Annotated in this window: 20 protein-coding genes; 5 read left to right on the top strand and 15 right to left on the bottom strand. The window is 61.2% G+C overall.

Going from position 1 to position 20866, the window contains the following annotated elements:
• Positions 1 to 27 precede the first annotated feature (27 nt).
• From H3H45_RS12875 to H3H45_RS12850, 6 genes are all read right to left on the bottom strand, one after another.
• Entirely contained in the window at positions 28 to 1092 is a 1065-nt protein-coding gene (locus tag H3H45_RS12875; protein WP_182834147.1) for an AAA family ATPase, read from the bottom strand.
• Complete coding sequence (locus H3H45_RS12870; RefSeq protein ID WP_182834146.1) at positions 1089 to 2372, bottom strand: DUF4350 domain-containing protein; 1284 nt, start codon at positions 2370 to 2372, stop codon at positions 1089 to 1091. The genes H3H45_RS12875 and H3H45_RS12870 overlap by 4 nt, the downstream gene beginning before the upstream one ends.
• Positions 2369 to 3958: a DUF4129 domain-containing protein gene (locus H3H45_RS12865; RefSeq protein ID WP_182834145.1), complete on the bottom strand. Its 1590-nt coding sequence runs from the start codon at positions 3956 to 3958 to the stop codon at positions 2369 to 2371. The genes H3H45_RS12870 and H3H45_RS12865 overlap by 4 nt, the downstream gene beginning before the upstream one ends.
• A complete protein-coding gene (locus H3H45_RS12860) occupies positions 3945 to 4925 on the bottom strand; it encodes a stage II sporulation protein M (protein WP_182834144.1) in 981 nt (326 codons plus the stop codon). Before H3H45_RS12860 ends, H3H45_RS12865 begins: the two co-directional genes overlap by 14 nt.
• Complete coding sequence (locus H3H45_RS12855; RefSeq protein WP_182834143.1) at positions 4922 to 5656, bottom strand: RDD family protein; 735 nt, start codon at positions 5654 to 5656, stop codon at positions 4922 to 4924. The genes H3H45_RS12860 and H3H45_RS12855 overlap by 4 nt, the downstream gene beginning before the upstream one ends.
• 92 nt (positions 5657 to 5748) lie before the next feature.
• A complete protein-coding gene (locus H3H45_RS12850; protein ID WP_182834142.1) occupies positions 5749 to 6564 on the bottom strand; it encodes a DUF2189 domain-containing protein in 816 nt (271 codons plus the stop codon).
• Between the two features lie 172 nt (positions 6565 to 6736).
• Here H3H45_RS12850 and sbcB point away from each other — a divergent pair, with 172 nt between their 5' ends.
• Positions 6737 to 8170, top strand: coding sequence for an exodeoxyribonuclease I (gene sbcB / locus H3H45_RS12845; RefSeq protein ID WP_182834141.1), 1434 nt, complete (start codon positions 6737 to 6739; stop codon positions 8168 to 8170).
• Between the two features lie 79 nt (positions 8171 to 8249).
• Here sbcB and mvaT read toward each other — a convergent pair whose 3' ends face one another.
• Positions 8250 to 8624: a histone-like nucleoid-structuring protein MvaT gene (gene mvaT / locus H3H45_RS12840; RefSeq protein WP_182834140.1), complete on the bottom strand. Its 375-nt coding sequence runs from the start codon at positions 8622 to 8624 to the stop codon at positions 8250 to 8252.
• Positions 8625 to 9001: 377 nt separating this feature from the next.
• On the opposite strand from mvaT, the gene purU reads away from it, so the two are divergent.
• The 3 genes from purU to H3H45_RS12825 are packed head-to-tail and all read left to right on the top strand — an operon-like array spanning position 9002 to position 10539.
• On the top strand, positions 9002 to 9853 hold the full coding sequence (purU, locus tag H3H45_RS12835) for a formyltetrahydrofolate deformylase (RefSeq protein ID WP_182834139.1): 852 nt from the start codon (positions 9002 to 9004) through the stop codon (positions 9851 to 9853).
• Positions 9854 to 9901: 48 nt separating this feature from the next.
• Positions 9902 to 10321 carry a CBS domain-containing protein gene (locus H3H45_RS12830; RefSeq protein ID WP_182834138.1) on the top strand — a complete coding sequence of 140 codons (420 nt, stop codon included), beginning with the start codon at positions 9902 to 9904 and terminating at the stop codon, positions 10319 to 10321.
• Positions 10322 to 10353: 32 nt separating this feature from the next.
• Positions 10354 to 10539 (top strand): hypothetical protein, encoded by a 186-nt coding sequence (locus tag H3H45_RS12825; RefSeq protein WP_182834137.1) that lies wholly within the window; start codon positions 10354 to 10356, stop codon positions 10537 to 10539.
• A gap of 4 nt (positions 10540 to 10543) precedes the next feature.
• Here the strand turns inward: H3H45_RS12825 and H3H45_RS12820 are convergent, their stop codons facing one another.
• On the bottom strand, positions 10544 to 12421 hold the full coding sequence (locus H3H45_RS12820) for a methyl-accepting chemotaxis protein (RefSeq protein WP_182834136.1): 1878 nt from the start codon (positions 12419 to 12421) through the stop codon (positions 10544 to 10546).
• Positions 12422 to 12549: 128 nt separating this feature from the next.
• Between H3H45_RS12820 and H3H45_RS12815 the strand changes: the two genes are divergently transcribed.
• The gene (locus tag H3H45_RS12815) at positions 12550 to 14046 is read left to right on the top strand and encodes a helicase HerA-like domain-containing protein (protein WP_182834135.1); all 1497 of its coding nucleotides are present in this window, start codon (positions 12550 to 12552) and stop codon (positions 14044 to 14046) included.
• A 71-nt stretch (positions 14047 to 14117) separates the two neighbouring features.
• On the opposite strand, the gene H3H45_RS12810 is transcribed toward H3H45_RS12815, so the two are convergent.
• From H3H45_RS12810 to H3H45_RS12780, 7 genes are all read right to left on the bottom strand, one after another.
• A complete protein-coding gene (locus tag H3H45_RS12810; protein WP_173208836.1) occupies positions 14118 to 14312 on the bottom strand; it encodes a hypothetical protein in 195 nt (64 codons plus the stop codon).
• Between the two features lie 349 nt (positions 14313 to 14661).
• Entirely contained in the window at positions 14662 to 16563 is a 1902-nt protein-coding gene (gene cysN / locus H3H45_RS12805; RefSeq protein ID WP_182834134.1) for a sulfate adenylyltransferase subunit CysN, read from the bottom strand.
• A complete protein-coding gene (cysD, locus tag H3H45_RS12800; protein WP_220494273.1) occupies positions 16563 to 17486 on the bottom strand; it encodes a sulfate adenylyltransferase subunit CysD in 924 nt (307 codons plus the stop codon). The genes cysN and cysD overlap by 1 nt, the downstream gene beginning before the upstream one ends.
• 112 nt (positions 17487 to 17598) lie before the next feature.
• Positions 17599 to 18504: an extracellular catalytic domain type 1 short-chain-length polyhydroxyalkanoate depolymerase gene (locus H3H45_RS12795; protein WP_182834132.1), complete on the bottom strand. Its 906-nt coding sequence runs from the start codon at positions 18502 to 18504 to the stop codon at positions 17599 to 17601.
• A gap of 26 nt (positions 18505 to 18530) precedes the next feature.
• Positions 18531 to 18923 (bottom strand): hypothetical protein, encoded by a 393-nt coding sequence (locus H3H45_RS12790; protein WP_182834131.1) that lies wholly within the window; start codon positions 18921 to 18923, stop codon positions 18531 to 18533.
• 14 nt (positions 18924 to 18937) lie between these two features.
• Complete coding sequence (locus H3H45_RS12785) at positions 18938 to 19846, bottom strand: sulfotransferase family protein (RefSeq protein WP_182834130.1); 909 nt, start codon at positions 19844 to 19846, stop codon at positions 18938 to 18940.
• Positions 19846 to 20682, bottom strand: coding sequence for a sulfatase-like hydrolase/transferase (locus tag H3H45_RS12780; RefSeq protein ID WP_182834129.1), 837 nt, complete (start codon positions 20680 to 20682; stop codon positions 19846 to 19848). Before H3H45_RS12780 ends, H3H45_RS12785 begins: the two co-directional genes overlap by 1 nt.
• Positions 20683 to 20866: the final 184 nt, after the last annotated feature.

Raw genomic sequence — 20866 nt, 5'->3', positions numbered from 1 at the left:
CGCCTCGAGCGAGCGGTTGGCGTTGCATCACAGGCGCGGCGCCGGCACTTGGTCGAGCAACTGCTGCAGCACCTGGTCGACCGACAGTCCCTCGATGTCCAGCTCCGGGGCCAGGCGTACGCGGTGGCGCAGCACGGCCAGGGCGCAACCCTTGACGTCGTCCGGCAGGACGAAATCGCCGCCACGCAGCAAAGCACGGGCGCGGCCGCCACGCACCAGGGCGATCGAGGCGCGCGGCCCGGCACCCATGGCCAGGCCCGGCCAGGTGCGGGTGGCGCGGGCCAGGCGCACGGCATAGTCGAGCACCTGCTCGTCGATGGCCAGGTCGCTGGCGATCTTCTGCAGGGCCAGTACGTCCTTGGCTTGCAACAGGGTACGCAGGGGTGCCACTTCGAGCATGTCGGCCTTGGCCGAGCGGGTGACCTGGCGCACCAGGGTCATTTCTTCATCGGCTTGCGGATAGTCCATGCGCAGCTTGAGCATGAAGCGGTCCAGCTCGGCTTCCGGCAGCGGGTAGGTGCCTTCCTGCTCGATCGGGTTCTGCGTGGCCAGCACCATGAAGGGTTGTGGCACCGCCATGGCCCGACCTTCGAGGGTGATCTGGCGCTCCTGCATGACTTCCAGCAGGGCTGCCTGGGTCTTGGCCGGGGCGCGGTTGATCTCGTCGGCGAGCAGCAGGTTGGTGAAGGCCGGGCCTTTGCGCAGCTTGAACTGCTCGCTCTGCAGGTCGTACACCGCATGGCCGGTGACGTCGCTGGGCATCAGGTCGGGGGTGAACTGGATGCGCGCGAACTCACCGCCGAAGCAGCGCGCCATAGCGCGTACCAGCAAGGTCTTGCCCAGGCCGGGCACCCCTTCGATCAGCACATGACCGCCGGCGATCAGCGCGGTCAGCACATCGTCGACCACAGCAGTCTGGCCGATCACGGCCTTCTGCAGTTCCAGGCGCAGGGCCTGGAGCATCTGGCTGGCACGCTGGCGCTGGCTGGCCGGGTTGCTCGCCGGGCTGGCGGGTGGTGCGACAGGGGCTGCCGGGGCTGTAGGTGCAGCGGCAGCAGCGGGCGTAGGTTGTTCCGGCGTATGTTCGCTCATAGGGCATTCCTGAGGGTTTGCAGGTTGGCGACCTGACGGGTGAAGTCGGCAGCAGACAGTTTCTGCGCAGGCGCGGGGCGCATGGCTTGGCTGATGGCGCTGGTGGGGATACGGGTAAGGCGCCCGAGCACTTGCCATTGATCGGCCACGGGCAGGCGTTCGAAGCCCGGGTGACGGTGGCGGGCGCGGCGCTGGATATCGCGTTGCAGGCTGTGCAGCAGATGCGTCTGGCCGCTGCGCCGGAGGAGGAAGTCGGCACCCGCACGCAGATGTTCTTCCAGTTGCCGGCGGGCATGGCTGGGCTGCCCCAGCAAGGGGCCGTGGCGCAGGCCGACATGCCATAGCAGCAGGGCGATCATTAGGGCCAGGGCGGTCAGAGCGGCGGGGTAGTGCTCGAGCAACTGGCTGAGCAGGTTGTCGCGAACGGCGTTGTAGATCAGGGTGACGCTGCTGTCCTGGCTCAGGTACCAGAGCAGCCAGGCATTGTCGTATTGGTCGATATTCTCGTTCTGCCAGATCCAGGCATCGGTGAGCACGGTCACCAGGCCATCGCCGTGGTACAGCTGCAGCATGTGCGTGGCTTCGCCGCTGTTGGCCCAGGCATGGGCACGGTTGTTGGCGTCGTACAGGTGGTATTCGGTATCGAAGTCGACGTAGGCCGGCGCGTCCTCGTTTTCCAGGTAGAGCTTGGTCAGCTCCGGATAGCGGTCTTCATCCTCGGCTTCGATCTGGGCGGCGACGGCATCGGCGAGGTCTTCTTCCGTGGCGCTGTCCTCGTCGTCGAGTTGGTCTTCCTCGACGTGCTCGTCACTGGTTTGGTCTTCGCTGGTTTCGCTGTCGCCTTCTTCTTCGGCGTCGAGGTCTTCGGTGAGATGCTGCTGGATACCCAGGCTGTCGAGCAGCAGGTCGTCGCTCTTGCCTTCTTCTTCGTCCCAGATGCTTTCCGCGACGATCACCAGATGGCCGCCCTTGGCCGTCCACTCCAGCACCTGACGAGCCTGGCGCGGGGTCATGTCTTCACGGCCGCTGAGCAGCATCAGGGTCTGCCCGGCAGCCGGCAGCTGACGCAGGACGGAAATGCCGTCGGCGCGGCTGACGGTCAGTTTGCGTTGGCGCAGAAACATTTCGGCGGCGAGGAACGGATCGGCTTCGACTTCCGGGGCAGGGCCGTGTTCGACCGTCTCTTCGTAGGGTTGCAGCTGACTGAGAACGTAAATAGCCAGCAGGCCGATCACCAGTGCCACCAGGCTGCCCATGGCAAAGCGTGTGGTGCGGTTCATGCCGTGGCTCCTGCTGGGAACAGCCGGCGCCAGGCGTCACACAGGCTCTGCTTGAGCGCTTGCGGAGGCAGGCGATGACCATAGGCGAGGTTCTGCCAGTGGCCGGTCAGTACGGCGCTGAAACGGTGCAGCTCGCCTTGTTCGAGGCGTTGCACCAGTTGCAGGACTTCGCCTTCGGTGTGCGAGCCTTTCAGCGGCAGGCGGTAGTCATGCAGCAGGCGGCTGAGCAAGGCACGGTAGAGAAGGCCGAGGGCTTCGCGTGGTTGTTCGGCCCAGAGTCGTTCGACGACGCTGGCGACATCGTCCGGCAGGCTTTCCGGAGCCAGTTCCAGGCCGAACAGCTGGCTCGGCATCTCGCGAACGCGCCGCTGTGGCAGGCCGAGGCGGCTGGCAAAGGTGCTCAGCCATTCACGGTAGCGCCATAGTAGAAGGACGATCAGGCTGATCAGCAGCGTCCACAGCAGTACCTCGAAGATGGTCGCGACTATGGTCACGCTCTTGAAATAGTCGAACAGAGTGCCGAGGCCTTTGAAGATTTTGGCCAGGCCCTCGAGGTCTTCCTTGGTCAGGTCCTCGGCTTCTTTCTTGGGTTCGTCGCCGATCCGCCAGCGGGTGACTGTTTCGCGGTTCTCGAATGGTGGGCTTTCGAGCAGCTTGTCGATGCTGTCCTGGGCGGCCTGGCTGGTCAGCGGTTGCTTGAGCAGGCGCTCTGCATCGGGGCCGATGGGGTCTTCGACGGGAATCGGGCAGCTGCCGCTGCGGCTTTCGGCCCAGGCCTCCTGGCCCGGGGTGAAGATCAGCAAGCTACAGAGCAGCGCCAGCGCATAGGCGCTGCCGGTCAGGCGCTGGCGCAGGCGGCGGAACACCAGTTCGATGTCCCAGGCTTCCAGGGCGGTGCGGCGGTTGAGATAGAGGGTGAAGCCGCAGGCCACGTAGATCGGCTCCCAGAACACCAGTACCAGGGCGTAGAGCAGGTTGGACAGATGCTCCAGCCATAGCCACTCGGGGCTGCTGTTCTGCAGCATGCTTTGCCAGTTCCAGTCGATCTCTACCTGCTGGGGCAGCATCAGGTAGAGCAGGCCGGCCAGACCCAGCCAGAGCACGCCTTCCAGAAGCATGCCAAGCACGGTCAGCCAGGTGGCGCTGCCGCTGTTGCCCTGGCCGAGCACGACCAGGCGCTTGCTGCGTTCGGCGCCTGACAGACCTTCGAGTTGCAGTACTGGCAGGTCGAAACTGCGTGTCGGGCTGAAGCGCCGCCAGGTCAGGCTGGCCAGCAGTTGCGGGCGGAGCAGGCCGGGCAGGGCCTTGAGTGCCTGCTTGAGGCTGGGAGTGTCACCGAACAGGGCGTGGGCGAGGATATACAGCGGCAGGCGTTCCCAGGCCGGTTTCAGCCACCAGAAGATGAATACGGCCAGGCCTGGGTACTGCCACAACAGCAGGCTGAGCACGGCGAATATCGGCAGGGTGACCAGGGCCCAGCTGGCCATCAGCAGGCCGGCATGGCGTTGCGCCAGGAGCACGCCGAGATCGAGCGCTTCCCAGGTATTGCGTGGGCGGATGGCGACGCTGGCGTCAGTCAGGCGCATGGCGATGGCGTCCGGCAAAAACGAAATAGGCGATGACCAGCAGCCACAGGGCAGCGCCAACGATGTATTTGATGGTCGGCGTGGTGTATGTCATCGACGACCAGAAGGCTTCGATAAAGGCGGCGATGATCAGGAAAAAGATCACCCCCGCCACCAGCTGGATGCTGTGTTTGGATGCTTGGCGCAGGGCTTCGCTACGGCGCAGGCGCCCTGGGGCGAGCAGTGCCCAGCCGAGTTTGAGGCCGGCGGCACCGGCAAAGGCAATGGCGGTCAATTCGAAGGCGCCGTGCCCGATGACGAATGACCAGAAGGTTTCGCTGTAGCCTATCCGCGTCAGATGGCCGGCGACGGCGCCGATCATCAGACCGTTGAACAGCAGGAAGAACAGGCTGCCCAGGCCGAACAGCAGGCCGCTGGCAAAGGTCTGAAAGGCGATGCCGATGTTGTTCATGATGTAGAAGCCGAACATCATCCAGTCATCGGCGGCGTCGCGCTCGCTGAAGCGGCCGATGCGCCGGGCGTCCGGATCGTACATGCGCTCCATGTCGCTGACCTGGGCCGGGTCGAGCAGGCCGTAGATCAGCTCGGGGAACTGCCAGGTGAGCAGGCCCATGCCGATCAGGCTGCCGAAGAACAACAGGCAAGCGGCCAGCACGCTGCGCCATTCGCGGCGAACCAGCTGGGGGAAGCCGGCGAGGATGAAGCCGATCAGTTGTGCACCGAGGTGGCTGCGGTGGCGGTAGAACTGCTGGTGGCCGCGCATCGCCAGGTGCTGCAGCTGGTCGATCAGGTGACTGCTGTAGCCACGCTCTTCGGCCAAGGCCAGGTGCTGGCAGAGGTGGCGGTAATCGGCGGCGAAGTTTTCGCAGGCCTTGGCTTCGGCCTTGCCGCGCTCCAGTTGCTCCAGCAGGGCAGAGAAACGCTGCCAGTCGGCGCTGTGCCGTTGTTCGAACAGGTGCTGTTTCATGTTGCCCCCAACAGGCCGCGGGCGATGCTGTTGAGGCGGGCCTCGGCCTGCTCCTCCGGCACGTCCAGGGGCTCGGCCAGAATGCCCGCCAGCTCGGTGCGGCGCGCCGCCGACAGACCACTCTGGCGCTCGGCGAAACCTTGCAGGGCACGCTGCTCGTTAAGGCTCAGGCGGAACGGCGCACGTTCGCTGTCGCCCTCGGGGATAAGTGGGCGGCTGGTGCTTTCCTCCCGGTAGACCACCAGAGTGCCGGCCGCCAGGTCGCCGAGGCGTTTGAAGGACGGATGGCTCAGGCAACTGATCAGGCCCAGACAGTAGCCAAACGGCAGCATGTCGACGAAGCGCAGCAGGTTGCGGGTCAGCGAGGCGCCCCAGCCGACCGGGGTGCCATCGTCGTGCACCACGCGCAGGCCCATGAGTTGCTTGCCCGGTGAGCGGCCCTGGCGCAAGACCTCGAACAGCACCATGTACCACCAGTTGACCAGGAAAAACAGGATGCTGCCCAGGCCCACGCCGAACTGACCGAGAAAGCCCAGGATAATGAACATCAGCAGCAGGATGGCACCGCGGATCAACAGGTCGATGGCGAACGCCAGGACGCGTGGCAAGGCGCCGGCCGGGCGCAGGACCAGGTCGATGCCTTCGGGTGTTTCCACATGGTGACGAGTATCCAGTAGCCGTTGGCGGATACGGGAGGGCTCATGGGCAACGCTGGGCGGGGTAGGCTGCATCGGTCAACTGCGTCGAAGAAAGCCTGATGCTAGCCAGCAGCAGGAGGGAAGGCAATCGGGCTGCCTGGGCAGCCCGAACGCAGCAGGATGACTCAGTTGGCTGGCGCTGGCAGTACACCGAAGATGGTGCGATAGAGCACGCCCTGCGCAACGATGAACAGCGGGAAGGTCCAGATCAGGCCGATCATCAGCGGAATCATGCTGATGGTCAGGATGAGACCGAGCACGATGTAGAGAAAGAACACCTTGAACCAGTGCTGATTGATGGCCTTGCACGAGGTCATCATGGCGTCCCATGCCGACAGCTTGCGCTCGACGATCAGCGGAATGGTGAGGATGAAGGCAACGGCCAAGTACAGGCCTGGCAGGATGAACAGCATAAAGCCGAGATTGACCAGGATGCCCATCAGAATCGCGGCAAGCAGCAGCGGTAGGGTACGGCCAAAGTGGCTGAATACTTCGCCGAAACGTACCGGCTGGCCGGCGGCTTGACGGATGCCGACCATGTTGATGCCGGCGACGAAGGGGTAGACCACGGCCAGCATGACCAGCAGGAAGGCCAGGCCCATCAGGACGAAGCCAAACATACCGGCGGCCAACAGGCCATCACCAGATCCATCGGCGAGACCGGCCATGCCCACGGCACCGATGGCGCCAAACAGCGACATGACCATGATCATGACGAAGGAAGCAGCAAATAGCGCCGCGTAGAACACCAGAAAACCGCCCCAGATGATGCCTTTGGTGCCTTTGGTTTTCTGCCAGGCTTCACTCAGCAGATCACCGATGGAGAAGTCGTAGCCGCGGTTGAGTGCTTCGGCAATCGATGGAGCCTGCCCTGGCGCAGAGACTTCCTGCAATTGACTGCCCGGCATGGCATAGGGGTTCTGGGCGATAACGTCGCTCATGGGTACTGTCCTTGTGGTGTGGGGAAATTCCAGTTGCGCATCCTAGCGAGAGAGTCAGGAATGCAGCAAGCGGCGGTGAACTTCGACGTGAGCGAAATCATGCTTTATCGCGTTTTTTATCGGCTATAGGCGCCTGTTAGACTGCGGTAGACCCTATTTATGGAATACACCCGTGAGCTCAAGCATCTTCTGGTACGACTACGAAAGCACCGGCATCAACCCGCGCAATGATCGTCCGCTGCAGGTGGCGGGTATTCGTACCGATGAAGAGCTGAATGAAATCGGAGAGCCCCTGAATCTGTACAGCCGCCTGTCCGCCGACATCCTGCCGCACCCGGCGGCTTGCCGGATTACTGGTATTACGCCGCAGGTGTTGCAGGAGAAGGGTCTCAGCGAGGCCGAGTTCATGGCACGAATCCATGCTGAGCTGGCCCTGCCCGGCACCTGTGGTGCGGGTTACAACAGCTTGCGCTTCGATGACGAGATGACGCGTTACAGTCTCTATCGCAACTTCTATGACCCTTATGCCCGCGAGTGGCAGAACGGCAATAGCCGTTGGGATCTGATCGATCTGCTGCGTACCGCCTATGCCCTGCGTCCGGAGGGTATCGAATGGCCGCGTGACGAAGAAGGGCGCGTGTCGCTGAAGCTGGAGAAGTTGACCGTGGCCAATGGTATCGAGCACGGCCAGGCTCACGATGCACTCTCGGATGTTCGCGCAACCATTGCCCTGGCGCGACTGGTGCGCGAGCGCCAACCCAAGCTGTACGACTACCTGTTTCAGCTGCGCAGCAAGCACAAGGTAATGGAGCAGATTCGTTTGTTGCAGCCGCTGGTGCATGTTTCCGGGCGTTTTGCCGGTCAGCGCAGCTACCTGGCGGTGGTTCTGCCACTGGCCTGGCACCCGCGCAATCGCAATGCGCTGATCGTATGTGATCTGCAGGCCCAGATGCAGCCGTTGTTGGAACTGGATGCGCAGACTCTGCGCGAGCGCCTCTATACCCGTCGTGAGCATTTGGGTGAGGGTGAATTACCGGTGCCGCTGAAGCTGCTGCATATCAATAAGTGCCCGGTGGTGGCGCCGCTGAATGTATTGCGGGCGCAGGATATTGCCCGTTTGCAATTGAATCTGCAGGAGTGCCAGGCACGGGCGAAGTTGTTGAACGATACCTCAGCACAGTGGCAGCCCAAATTGGCCGATATTTATGCCGAGGAAGAGTTCGCCGCCGTGGCAGACCCTGAACAGCAACTGTATGCAGGGTTTCTGGGTGAGCGTGACCGGCGCTTGTGCGAGCAGGTGCGCCAGGCGAGTGCGCAGCAATTGGCGCAAGGTAATTGGGGGTTTAGTGACGAACGCTTGCCCGAGCTGTTGTTTCGGTATCGAGCGCGCAATTTCCCGGAGTCGCTCGATAGCAATGAAGTTGCACGCTGGGAAAGTTTTTGTGAGGAGCGCTTGAGTAATAGTGCGGCCGGTGCACCTAACACCCTGGCGCAGTTTGCTGAAGCCCTGGCGCAAGAGTTGCCGCGGGCGAATGCGGCGGAGCAGCAGGTACTGCAGCAGTGGCAGGATTATGTGCAGATGTTGCGGGATATGTGGCAGGGCTGAGGCCGGTGTCGCACCTTCAATTAATCGGAGAATAAAAAATGCCGGCAATTTGCCGGCATTTTTATTGTCCTGTGCGACCTTAGCCGAGCAGGGTAGCCCAGCCTTCAACAACGGCAGCGCCCCACTTGGCTTTCCACTCTTTCAGCGTCTTGTGGTTGCCGCCTTTGGTTTCGATTACTTCGCCAGTGTTCGGGTTCTTGTACTGCTTGACCTTGCGCGCGCGCTTGCTGCCGGTGGCTTTGGCAGTGCGCGGCGCCTTGCTCATCTTGGCTTCCGGGTCGAGCAGGGCAATGATGTCGCGCAGGGATTTCTGATATTCGCCCATCAGGGTGCGCAGTTTGCCTTCAAACTCCAGCTCTTTTTTCAGCTTGTCGTCTTGCGACAGATTCTTCAGGCGCTCTTGCAGTTCTTTGATGGCTTCTTCGGTGGCGCGATATTCGTTGATCAGGGACATGTGTTTCTACCTTGTAAGATGGCGGGTGTGATGATGAAGTGAAAGCAATAATAGACAGGCACTTGGATCAAGTAAATACGCGGGTAAAGTTTTGTACGAGTTATTTCAAGCAATATATTGTCACTTGCTCATTCTTCTTGTAACTCGAATGTCGTAATACCCGGATTGTGCAAATTGTATGCGGTTTGTGGCATGGGGCGGCACGGTCTGCAGGTCACGGCTGCATTGCGGTCGTCAATTATCTCTTGGTTGGCGACTCATGGTGTTGCCCCGGTTCAGTGCGTATGCAGCTCAGATCTGGCGGGTGGGTGCGAGTACTGAAGTTTTCTCGGACACTGGCTAGAATGGCGCCCTTGCAAAGTTTCTGGAGTTTTCCCATGCGCACTTTTCGGCTGGTCATTGCCTGCCCGGACCGCGTCGGCATTGTCGCCAAAGTCAGTAATTTTCTCGCCACCTATAACGGTTGGATTACGGAAGCCAGTCATCACTCGGATAACCAGAGTGGCTGGTTCTTCATGCGTCATGAGATTCGTGCGGATTCGCTGCCCTTTGACCTTGCTGGCTTTCGTCAGGCATTTGCCCCGATTGCCCGCGAGTTCGCCATGGAGTGGCGGGTAACCGATTCGGCCCAGAAGAAGCGTGTGGTGCTGATGGCCAGTCGCGAGTCACATTGTCTGGCCGACTTGCTGCACCGTTGGCACAGTGATGAGCTGGACTGCGACATCCCTTGTGTTATCTCTAACCACGATGACTTGCGCAGCATGGTCGAGTGGCATGGCATTCCTTTCCACCATGTACCGGTCAACCCACAGGACAAGGCGCCAGCCTTCGCCCAGGTGGCTGGGCTGATCGGCGACTGCCAGGCCGACGCCGTGGTACTGGCGCGCTACATGCAAATCCTGCCGCCGCAACTGTGCGCGGACTTTGCCGGGCGCGTGATCAATATCCACCATAGCTTCCTGCCGTCCTTCGCCGGTGCCAAGCCCTATCACCAGGCCTCGCTGCGCGGGGTCAAGCTGATCGGTGCCACCTGCCACTACGTCACCGAGGAGCTGGATGCCGGTCCGATCATCGAGCAGGATGTGGTACGGGTCAGTCATCGCGACAGTATCGAGACCATGGTGCGCCTGGGGCGCGACGTGGAGAAGATGACGCTCGCCCGTGGACTACGCTATCACTTGGAAGATCGCGTACTGGTACACGACAACAAGACGGTAGTGTTCGACTGAGTCTGCTTGCCGTGGCCGTATCAGGATTCACGGCAAAGGAGCTCAGCGATGCTCAAATCAATCAAGGTGCGTGACTACATGACCACGCACCTGGTGACGTTCCACGGCGACACCGACCTCTATAGCGCCATTGACCTTCTGCTCGAACATCGTATTTCGGGGGCGCCGGTGATTGACGATCAGGGTAGTCTGATCGGCTTGCTGGGTGAGACCGACTGCTTGCGCGGGATACTCTCCGGTGTCTATTTCGAGGAAACCGGGGGTACGGTCAGTGCCTACATGAACCGGCAGGTTGAAACGATTTCCGCTGAAATGAGCGTGATCGAAGTGGCCGAACGCTTGCTACAGGGTGGCCACCGGCGCTTGCCGGTGGTTGAGGAGGGGCGTCTGCTGGGGCAGATCAGCTGCCATGATGTGTTGCGTGCGGTCAAGGAATTCGCCCAGCACGAACGGGGACTACCCCGCTGACTGAGGGCAGCCATCAGCCCGCCGAGGTTTCTATGCACAACCCGCGCAAACCTGGAACCGCCAACCCGCCACTGACTCTCGGTGAGGGCTGCACCAGTCGCTATGACCCGGATGCGTTGAGTGAGGAGGACGGCACCGAGTTCCCCGGTGCCGCACAGTTGTGGGCGGATCTGCAGGTTTCTGCAGAGCAGACTGAAGATCCGCCCGAGCCTGCCTAGCGACTCAGATGCGGAAGCTATCCACCAGTTGCTTCAGACGGCTGGCCTGTTGCTCCAGGTCGCCACAGGCGCGCAGCGTGGCATGCAGGTTCTCCACGCCTTCCTGGTTGAGGGTGTTGATCTCAGTGATGTCCATGTTCAGGGCTTCGACCACCGAGGTTTGCTCTTCGGTGGCGGTGGCGACTGACTGGTTCATCCCGTCGATTTCACCGATGCGTTGAGTGACGCTCCCCAGGCGCTCACCGGCCTGGTTGGCAATGGTCACGCTCTCACTGCTGTAACGCTGGCTTTCGGTCATGGTGGTGACCGACTCGCGGGCGTCTACCTGCAGTTCCTCGATCATCTTCTGGATTTCCTGGGCCGACTCCTGGGTGCGATGTGCCAGGTTGCGTACCTCGTCGGCGACCACGGCGAAGCCACGGCCGGCTTCACCCGCGCGTGCTGCCTCGATGGCGGCGTTGAGGGCCAGCAGGTTGGTCTGCTCGGAAATACTTTTGATCACTTCGAGGATCTGGCCGATGTTCACCGTCTTGCTGTTAAGCGCTTCGATATTGGTGCTCGATGCACTGATCTTGCTCGACAGTTCGTTCATCGCCGAAATGGTCTTCTTCAGCACCTGACTGCCGTCCTCGGCGAGGCGCCGTGCATCGGAAGCCTCATGGGATGCCTGTGCTGCATTGCGGGCAATTTCCTGGGCGGCTGCGCCGAGCTCGTTGATCGCGGCGGCGACACTGGTGGTGCGGTTGGCTTGCTCGTCGGAGTTGACCATTGAAGAGTTCGAGGCGTTGACCACCAGCTTGGCTACTTCGTTGACCTGCTGGGTGGCCGAGGATACTTCGCGAATCGAGGCATGGATGCGTTCGACGAACTGGTTGAAGGATTTTGCCAGTTCGCCAAACTCATCCTGATTCTGGATATGCAGGCGCTTGGTCAGGTCACCTTCACCCTGGGCGATGTCCTGCATAGCCCTGCCCATCACGCGCAGTGGTTGCATCAGCACGCGGATCAGCATGCTCAGCAGGAGCATGATCAGTACAACAGCTATTACCGTGGCAATGATGGCCGAGGCGCGGAACTCGCTGAGGGTGGCATAGGCCTTGTCCTTGTCGATTGACAGGCCGACGTACCAGTTCACCGAGGGCAGACCCTTGACTGCGGTGAAGGTGAGCAGGCGGGGGATGCCATCCAGCTCTGCCTCACTGAAGCCACTGCTGACTTGCGGGGTGTCCTGCGGGTAGACCTCCTTGAGCGATTTCATCACCAGATCCTTGTCCGGGTGCACCAGGATCTTGCCATCCGAACTGACCAGGAAGGCGTAGCCCATGCCACCGAAGTCCAGTGAGTTGATGATCTGTACCAGGGTGTTCAGGCTGAGGTCGCCGCCCACTACGCCGGAGCTGCCGGCTGGGGTGGCGATGGTGATGATCAGTTCGCTGGTGGCGGCATCCACATAGGGTTCGGTGAGGGTCGAGCCACCAGCGGCCATGGCATCCTTGTACCAGGGACGGGTGCGCGGGTCGTAGTCTGCGGGCATCTCGCTTTCCGGGCGCATGGTGAAGCTGCCATCCGCCGCGCCGAGGTAAGTAAAGGCGAAGGTTGAAGTCAGGGCGCGTTGCTGCAGGGTTTTCACCAGGCTGTCGGGCGTGGTCTCGCTGTCGATCGACTGGGCCACGTTTTCCACCAGCAGTATGCGTCCCGACAGCCAGTTCTGGATATTGCTGGCAGTCACTGCGCCAAGACTCTGCAGCTCGCTTTCCAGATCGGCCTTGATCACGTTGCGTTGTAGGTAATCGTTGTACAGGGTGAACAGGGAGAAGGCGGCGATTACCACCAGTGAGGCGGCTATCAGTATCTTGTGGCTGAACTTCAGGTTCTGGGTCATGGTTGCTTGCGTCCGGTAAGGTCTGGCAGCAGTCTTGTAGGTGGCCGTTCGACGAAGCGTCGGCTTTATAGGTAACAACATCTATAACGACATAACTGCAGTAAAGCTTTAGCCCGAGGGATGGCAAGATGCCTGTAACCAATTCGTTCATATTGGGTTCTGACCCGCTGGGTCATCCTGTTGCCCAGGCATTGCGCCTGACTAACCGTCATGGCCTGGTGGCCGGAGCCACCGGTACCGGCAAGACGGTGACCCTGCAGCGCCTGGCCGAGTTGTTCAGCGATGCCGGGGTGGCGGTGTTCGCTGCCGATATCAAGGGTGATCTCTGCGGTCTGGGGGCGGCGGGCAATCCTCAGGGTAAAGTGGCCGAGCGCATAGCCGGCATGCCCTGGCTGCAGCACAGTCCGCAGGCCTACCCGGTGACGCTCTGGGATGTGGCGGGCAAGAGTGGCCATCCACTGCGCACCACTCTCAGCGAAATGGGCCCGCTACTGCTGGCCAACCTGCTGGAGCTCACCGATAGCCAACAGGCGGCACTCTATGCCGCGTTTCAGGTTGCCGATCGCGAAGGCCTGCTGTTGCTTGATCTGAAAGATCTCAAAGCGCTGCTCAACCACCTCAAGGATCATCCCGAACTGCTCGGTGAGGATCGTGCGCTGTTTGCTGGCGCATCTGCACAGGCCCTGCAGCGGCGCCTGGCGACCCTGGAACAACAGGGTGGCGATGCCCTGTTCGGCGAGCCGGCGCTGCAACTGGAAGATATCCTGCGCCCCGATGGCGATGGCCGCGGGCGCATCCATCTGCTCGATGCCAGCCAGCTGGTTCACCAAGCGCCCAAGGTCTACGCCACCTTCCTGCTGTGGTTGCTGGCCGAACTGTTCGAACAACTTCCCGAGCGGGGCGATGCGGACAAGCCGGTGCTGGCGTTGTTCTTCGATGAAGCCCACCTGCTTTTTGCCGATACGCCCAAGGCCTTGCAGGAGCGTCTGGAACAGGTGGTGCGGCTGATCCGCTCCAAGGGCGTGGGGGTCTATTTCGTGACCCAGTCGCCGAGTGATCTGCCGGATGATGTGCTTGCCCAGCTGGGCTTGCGTATCCAGCACGGTTTGCGTGCTTTCACCGCCAAGGAGCAGAAGTCCCTGCGCGCGGTGGCGGATGGCTTCCGTCCCAATCCCGAGTTCGACAGTCTCAGTGTGCTCACGGAGCTGGGTATTGGCGAAGCGCTGGTCGGCACCCTGGAGGAGAAGGGCACGCCGGCCATGGTGCAGCGCGTGGCAATCGCCCCGCCGCAATCACGTATCGGCCCGTTGAGCGAGGCTGAGCGCGCGGCATTGTTGCGCAGTTCGCCGCAAGCCGGACGCTACGACAAGCCGTTTGATCGCGAGTCGGCCTATGAAATGCTCATGGCGCGTGCACAGCAGCAGGCGGACGAGGCTCCTGTGGCCAAGCCGAATGCAGCCGGCAAGGGGGCGGAGGAGGGTGGTCTGGGCGGCATGGCTGGCGAATTACTGGGCAGTCTCGCCAGCCAGGTGATGAAGACGGCCGTGCGCCAGGCTGCCAACCAGATTGGTCGCCAACTGGTGCGGGGCTTGATGGGCTCTCTGCTGGGCGGCAAGCGTCGCTGAGGCGGCTGTGAGTCGAGCATAAGGCGCCAATAGGCGCCTTTATGCTTTATGGCCGCACTAGTAAAGACGCTTCAATCGCTTTCCCGTGCCTGTTCGATCTTGTGCAGTTCCTGTTGGAATGCCTGATCGAGGAGGCTGGGCTTCTTGCGCCAGGGTTTGCGCTCGGGATCCGGTTGAGCGGCGTAGGTAATGACTTCTCCGCCGTATACATCCTTGTAACGTTGTGCCTGGCGTTCTAGTTCAACGCGCAGTTCATCTTTCGTCACGTGAGTATCCAAGGTTGTTGCTGGGGGGCGTATGCGTCGGGCTCGCCAATCGTCAGTGCTTGCGACAATGAGGCGAGGGCCGGCGAACAAGGTTCGGCTTGAACCGGGCAACTTCAGCAGGTGATCAACTGGTGAAGTTGATGGGGTGATTATAACGGGCGTGCTTGTAATTGCGCGCTATTACAACGATCTATCGCTTATCAATTGCACTCGTTGGAGTGTGTTGCGTATGTAACAGTTCAACATAAGTTGATCTTTTAGACAGCTAAAGACGGATCAGGCACCGGTTTGCGGGTGCCGTCCCGATTATTGCTGAAAGGGTTGCCGGACATATTGGCCCGGCACGCCTTCACTGCACCAGGCCGCGGGCGCGCAGCTGTTCAACGATATGATCGGCGGCCTGCTCGGCGCTCTGGCGGCTGGTTTCGATGTGGATCTCCGCCGCTTCCGGGGCCTCGTAGGGGGAATCGATGCCGGTGAAGTTCTTCAGTTCACCCCGTCGCGCTTTTTTGTACAGGCCCTTGGGGTCACGCTTCTCCACTTCGCTCAAAGAAGTATCGACGAAGACTTCGATGAACTCCCCTTGCGCAACCAGATTGCGGGCCAGTTCGCGCTCGGAGCGGAAGGGCGAGATAAAGGCACTGATAACGATCAGGCCGGCATCGACCATCAGTTTGGAAACTTCGCCGACCCGACGAATATTCTCTACCCGATCAGCGGCGGTGAAGCCCAGGTCCTTGTTCAGTCCGTGGCGCACGTTGTCGCCATCGAGCAGATAGGTGTGCACGCCCATGGCATGCAGGCGGCGCTCCAGCAGGTTGGCGATGGTCGATTTACCGGCGCCGGACAGGCCGGTCAGCCATAGCACGCAGGGCTTGTGGCCGTTGAGGCGGCCACGCGCCGCTTTGTCGACTTCCAGGGCCTGCCAGTGGATGTTCTGCGAGCGGCGCAGGGCAAAGTGCAGCATGCCGGCGCCGACCGTCTGGTTGCTGTAACGGTCGATGATGATGAAGCTGCCCATGTCGCGATTTTCCGCATAGGGGTCGAAGGCGGTGGCGCGATCCAGGCTCAGGGTGCAGACGCCTATCTCGTTCAGCTCCAGGGTTCTGGCGGGTAACTGGTCGAGGCTGTTGACGTCGATCTGGTATTTCGGCTGGCTGAGTGTCGCGCCGACTGTGCTGGCACCCACCTTCACCAGATAGGCGCGGCCTGGCAGCATGGCCTGCTCCGCCATCCACACCACCGTGGCTTCGAACTGATCGGCGACGGCGGGCGGCGCATCGGCGCTGGCGATCACATCGCCGCGGCTGATGTCGATCTCATCGCTCAGGGTCAGGGTGACGGATTGGCCGGTCGTGGCTACGGGCAGATCGCCACCGAGGGTGACGATACGCGCTACTGTGCTGATCTTGCCCGAGGGCAGCACACGGATTGCATCGCCAGGACGCACGCTGCCGCCAAGGATACGTCCGGAAAAACCGCGGAAATCGAGGTTGGGGCGGTTCACCCACTGCACCGGCATGCGCAGCGGTGCATCGTCCTGGACGCCATCGATGGGCACGCTTTCCAGGTGCTGCATCAGGCTCGGGCCCTGGTACCAGGGGGTATTGCTGCTGGAGCTGGTCATGTTGTCGCCGCGCAGGGCCGACAGCGGAATGCTCTGGATATGCTCGATGCCCAGCTTGCTGGCGAAGGCTCGGTAGTCGGCGTCGATCTGCTCGAAGACTTCCTGCGAATAATCGACCATGTCCAGCTTGTTGATCGCCAGCACCACGCGCTTGATGCCGATCAGCGAGACCAGGTAGCTGTGGCGACGGGTCTGGGTCAGCACGCCTTTGCGCGCGTCGATCAGGATCACCGCAAGGTCGGCGGTCGAGGCACCGGTGATCATGTTGCGGGTGTACTGTTCGTGGCCGGGGGTGTCGGCAACGATGAACTTGCGTTTCTCGGTGGCGAAGAAGCGATAGGCCACATCGATGGTGATGCCTTGTTCGCGCTCGGCGGAAAGGCCATCGACCAGCAGGGCGAAGTCCAGCTCGCCGCCCTGGGTGCCAACTTTCTTCGAGTCGCTTTCCAGGGCACTCATCTGGTCTTCCAGGAGGGCCTTGGCGTCGTACAGCAGGCGACCAATCAGCGTGCTCTTGCCGTCATCGACACTGCCGCAGGTGATGAAACGCAGCAGGCTCTTGTGCTGGTGCACCTTGAGGTACTGCTCGATGTCCTCTTCGATGAGGTGAGTGTGTGCGTTCATCAGAAATAACCCTCGACCTTTTTCTTTTCCATCGAGCCACTGCTGTCGTGGTCGATCATCCGTCCCTGGCGTTCGCTGGTGGTGGCCAGAAGCATTTCCTGAATGATGCCAGGCAGTGTGTCGGCTTCCGACTCCACCGCGCCGGTAAGGGGGTAGCAGCCCAGCGTGCGGAAACGCACGCTCTTCAGTTGCGGCACTTCGCCTTCGCGCAGCGGCATGCGTTCATCGTCAACCATGATTAGCGTGCCATCGCGCTCGACCACTGGGCGCTTGGCGGCGAAGTACAGCGGCACGATCGGAATGCCTTCCAGATAGATGTACTGCCAGATATCCAGCTCGGTCCAGTTGGAGATGGGGAAGGCGCGGATGCTCTCGCCCGGCTGTTTGCGCGCGTTGTACAGGCGCCACAGTTCCGGGCGCTGCGCCTTGGGGTCCCAGCGATGCTGGGCGGAGCGGAAGGAGAACACGCGCTCCTTGGCCCGTGATTTCTCTTCGTCACGCCGTGCGCCGCCGAAGGCTAGGTCGAACTTGTGGGCTGTCAGGGCCTGCTTCAGACCTTCGGTCTTCCACATGTCGGTGTGCATCGACGAGCCGTGGCTGAACGGATTGATCCCCAGCGCCTGCGCCTCCGGGTTGCGGTGGATCAGCAGCTGCATGCCCGATTCCTTGGCCATGCGCTCACGCATTTCGTACATCGCCTGGAACTTCCAGGTGGTGTCGACGTGCAGCAGCGGGAACGGTGGCGGGGAGGGGAAGAATGCCTTGCGCGCCAGATGCAGCATCACCGCACTGTCTTTGCCGATGGAATAGAGCATCACCGGGTTTTCCGCTTCGGCAACCGCTTCACGGAAAATATCGATGCTTTCCGCTTCCAGACGTTCGAGGTGGGTCAACTGCGACATAGTGGCATTCTCTGCATGCATAACGATTTAACTGCGGCTGCTGGCGCCCGCGCGCTGCAAGTCCGCCATGGCTATTGTAAGGCCTGTTCCACGGCGGACTATAACGGGCATGCTGGTCGTTGTCTGGCGCTGCTCAGCGGTTCTTCTGGAACTGTTGGGCAAAGTCCCAGGCCGCCTGGCTGGCGGAGAAGTTGCCGGCAAACAGCTTGCGGTTGCGCCGACTGTCGCCGCCTGGCCAGACATGCTCGCCGTTGGGGATCAGGCGCAGTTGCACAGGCGTCTGGCTCGGGCAGTTCCAGCTGGTCAGTTGCGAGCCATCAGGCAGGTTCTGTTCGCTGGAACCCGTACAGTTATGCGCCTTGGCCATGATCTGCAGGGTTTCCGGTACAGAGCGGTGGGCCACGCCGGCAATGGCGTTTTCACCCATGCCGCCGGCATAGGGCACGTTGCTGTCTTTTGCACCATGAATATGCAAGACCGCCACGCTCTTGGCCCCGGAGCAGTTATTGAGCGCCAGCGTGCCGGACACCGGAATGATCGCGGCGATGTCCTGGGGGATTTCACAGGCCAGGCGGTAGGCCATCATCGCGCCATTGGAAATACCGGTGGCGTAGACCCGCGAGCGATCCAGGGGGTGGTGTTTGGCGATATCCGCGAGCATGCCGTGGATGAATTGCACATCGTCGACATTCTGCTCGGCGGCCTGGCCGCAGCATTTGCCGGCATTCCAGGTGCGGCGTTTCTTCATCAGCCGAGTGCCTGTGCCGTTGGGGTAGGCGACCATGAACTGGTTGCTGGAGGCGACCCGATTCATGCCGGTGGTGCGCTCGGTCTCGTCGGCATTGCCGAGCCCTCCATGCATGACGATCATCAGCGGCAGCGGGCCTGGTGCATTGCTCGGGACATACAGTTTGTAGCTGCGGGTGGTGCCATTGACCTGCATTTCCAACAACTGACCTTCATCGCTGGCGGCCTTGGCCAGCAGGGGGGCGAGCAGCAACAGGCTCGACAGCAGGGTTGTGAATAGCGTGGTGCGCATGTGCCAGCTCCTTGGTCAATGTCGGTTCAGTAGTTTTCTTCGGCTTGTTGCACACTTGCTACGTCCAGGGCGGCATCCTCCAGCTCACGTACGACCGAGAGATCGCTGCGCAGTTCGGTGAGGATGGCTTCCAGCCACTGGATGTCGGTTTCGATCTTCTGCCGGTATTTGACTATTTCCTTGAGGCTGAGGTTTTCCGAAGGGCGGCCCTGGCCGTCGAACAGCAGACGCACGCTGCCGGCGATCTCGCGACTGCCGTTGAGGTGCGACAGCTCCCGCTCCAGATGACTGCGCACGCGGCGTGCCTGTACCCGTTGTTGCAAGTCGTCACGCAATACCTGCAGGTGCGGAGGCAGTGCCGGCAGCTCCTCGAGAGGGCCGGGGGTAGAAATGTTACCGATGCGCGAGCGTGTGGGCATGCTGGGCTTCTCAGTCAGTGTTGATAGCCGAATTCCAAGGCCATTTTCTGTACCTCTGCTTTCAGGCAGGCACCATCCATGCGCCACGGCAGGGGCGCACGCAAGTGCGGCTGTTTGGGTACATGGGGCTGGAAAACCGGGTCGCGCAGAAAATTGGGGTCGTTGCCGAACAGCGCATTGATCGGGCCAACGCAGGCAAACGGAGACAGTTCCGGGTGCAGCATGTCTTCCAGGGCCTCGATGTCATCGCGCAGGCCCAGCCAGCGGCAGATATTCGCCAGGCTGCCCAGTGGGTCGGACATCACGTCTTCGCCGCGCACATGCATCTTCTGCCGTTCGGGGATTTTCTCCAGCAGTTCCATGATGTTCAGATTGGTGTCATGCCAGGCGAGCTGCGGATCGATGATCGCCTGATTGTCGGTGTAGTCGATCGAGTTCACCGAAAGGGCATAACCGCCTTCCTGCATCTTCATCACCGAGTTGCCCTGATTGGTCGGATGACGCGTCAGGTGCATATAGAAAGCATCGGGGTAAGCGGCGTAGATACGTTCCAGATAGACCGCACTGGTGACGTGCGCCGGGCTTTTCTCGACGGCCATCAGCGGCGCAATCGCCTGGCAGATTTCCTGGAAAACCTCGGTGCCGCTACGACTCTGCCGTGCGGCCAGCCAGTGGTTGGCCATTTCCACGGTGTTGCTGGTCTGTTCGCCGGCATAGATCTCGGCGACCGCACGCAGAATGCCGTGGCGCTGGAACTTGCTGAAACCAGCGTCGCTCTTGCCGTCCCACATTTCCAGCAGGCGATCGACGGTAAACAGGTTCAGTTCGGGTAGCCCGAATGCCTGTGGATGCTGGCCCAGCATGCCGGCGATCAGTGAGGTATAGGATCGCGGCAGCGCCAGGATGAACAGCGGCTGAGTCATCAGGCCTTGCCTGCGAAGCCTTCGACGAACGGCACTTCGAAGCACTTCTCGTGCATGATCGGGCCGTGGCCGAAATAGCCATCCTCACCGAACAGTTCGCCATGGTCGGCAGTGATGATGAACCAGGTGTTTTCCGGGGCTTTCTCCATCAGCTTGCCGATCAGTCCATCGACGTACTCGACGCAGCGGATCTGCTGCTGACGGAGCATCTCCATCTGCTCCTGATCGAAGAACGCCTCGCTGTCTGCCGCATTGTGCTGGGCTTCACCGCCAAGGGTCTTGAACACGCCATGCACGCCGGAGATGCGCGGCAGGTTTTCGTCCGTGAGCATATAGGGGTAGTGGGTTTCGCCGAGATTTAGGAAGTAGTAGTGCGGCTCGTCTTCGGGGAAGGTCATTTCCTCGACCATGCCGGCGAAGTCGTTGTGGTTGCTCATCAGCTTGTAGTCATCGAAGTGCTGGTTGATGGCGGTCTGCTGGTTGAGCACCGGCATCGACACGCGTGCCACGGTGCGGTAGCCGAGTTGGCCGAGCACCTTGGGCAGCGACAGTTCCGGAATGAAGTTGCGGAACGACACATCGGTGATACCGGTGCGGGTCACCCACTGCACGAACTCCTCCTTGTACACCTCCGAGGCATAGACCTGGCGCGGGGTGTTGTGCGGCAGCATGCCCATGGTGAAGGCGTAGTGCGAGGGAGCAGTCCAGGAGGCATAGCTGTAGCGCTTTTCGATCTCGCCAACGCGTTCGATGTTCGGCGTCTTGGCGGCCACGCAGGAGTCATAGCGGCAGCTGTCCATGATGATGAACACGATGTGGTTGATAGGTGCACTCATGGGGTTGTCCTCTCTGGGCTGGCTGGAGTCGAGCGTGGATGGTCCTGTGTCGCCGTATGGCGGCTATGTCTAGCGCGCGGGCATGGCTGAGGCTCTGTGCGGGCGAGTTGGCCGAGTGTGCCGGTGGGCAAGGTGAGCTTGCTTGGCTGGCAGGTGGTTGGTCGCTGCGTGGCTGGTCTGTCCA

Origin of the sequence: Aquipseudomonas guryensis (genome assembly GCF_014164785.1) — a bacterium.
Taxonomy (GTDB): Bacteria; Pseudomonadota; Gammaproteobacteria; order Pseudomonadales; family Pseudomonadaceae; genus Aquipseudomonas; species Aquipseudomonas guryensis.
The sequence above is the reverse complement of the archived record's forward strand: the minus strand, read 5'-3'. Positions and strand labels throughout refer to the sequence as shown.

Excerpts from the sequence above, each read along its gene's own strand:
- cysD (WP_220494273.1), bottom strand. The coding sequence starts at position 17,486 with ATGCATGCAGAGAATGCCACTATGTCGCAGTTGACCCACCTCGAACGT.
- H3H45_RS12785 (WP_182834130.1), bottom strand. The coding sequence starts at position 19,846 with ATGACTCAGCCGCTGTTCATCCTGGCGCTGCCGCGATCCTATACCTCA.
- H3H45_RS12870 (WP_182834146.1), bottom strand. The coding sequence starts at position 2,372 with ATGAACCGCACCACACGCTTTGCCATGGGCAGCCTGGTGGCACTGGTG.
- H3H45_RS12860 (WP_182834144.1), bottom strand. The coding sequence starts at position 4,925 with ATGAAACAGCACCTGTTCGAACAACGGCACAGCGCCGACTGGCAGCGT.
- H3H45_RS12875 (WP_182834147.1), bottom strand. The coding sequence starts at position 1,092 with ATGAGCGAACATACGCCGGAACAACCTACGCCCGCTGCTGCCGCTGCA.
- H3H45_RS12780 (WP_182834129.1), bottom strand. The coding sequence starts at position 20,682 with ATGAGTGCACCTATCAACCACATCGTGTTCATCATCATGGACAGCTGC.
- H3H45_RS12865 (WP_182834145.1), bottom strand. The coding sequence starts at position 3,958 with ATGCGCCTGACTGACGCCAGCGTCGCCATCCGCCCACGCAATACCTGG.
- H3H45_RS12795 (WP_182834132.1), bottom strand. The coding sequence starts at position 18,504 with ATGCGCACCACGCTATTCACAACCCTGCTGTCGAGCCTGTTGCTGCTC.
- H3H45_RS12850 (WP_182834142.1), bottom strand. The coding sequence starts at position 6,564 with ATGAGCGACGTTATCGCCCAGAACCCCTATGCCATGCCGGGCAGTCAA.
- H3H45_RS12830 (WP_182834138.1), top strand. The coding sequence starts at position 9,902 with ATGCTCAAATCAATCAAGGTGCGTGACTACATGACCACGCACCTGGTG.
- H3H45_RS12820 (WP_182834136.1), bottom strand. The coding sequence starts at position 12,421 with ATGACCCAGAACCTGAAGTTCAGCCACAAGATACTGATAGCCGCCTCA.
- mvaT (WP_182834140.1), bottom strand. The coding sequence starts at position 8,624 with ATGTCCCTGATCAACGAATATCGCGCCACCGAAGAAGCCATCAAAGAA.
- H3H45_RS12855 (WP_182834143.1), bottom strand. The coding sequence starts at position 5,656 with ATGCAGCCTACCCCGCCCAGCGTTGCCCATGAGCCCTCCCGTATCCGC.
- purU (WP_182834139.1), top strand. The coding sequence starts at position 9,002 with ATGCGCACTTTTCGGCTGGTCATTGCCTGCCCGGACCGCGTCGGCATT.
- cysN (WP_182834134.1), bottom strand. The coding sequence starts at position 16,563 with ATGAACGCACACACTCACCTCATCGAAGAGGACATCGAGCAGTACCTC.
- H3H45_RS12825 (WP_182834137.1), top strand. The coding sequence starts at position 10,354 with ATGCACAACCCGCGCAAACCTGGAACCGCCAACCCGCCACTGACTCTC.
- H3H45_RS12815 (WP_182834135.1), top strand. The coding sequence starts at position 12,550 with ATGCCTGTAACCAATTCGTTCATATTGGGTTCTGACCCGCTGGGTCAT.
- H3H45_RS12790 (WP_182834131.1), bottom strand. The coding sequence starts at position 18,923 with ATGCCCACACGCTCGCGCATCGGTAACATTTCTACCCCCGGCCCTCTC.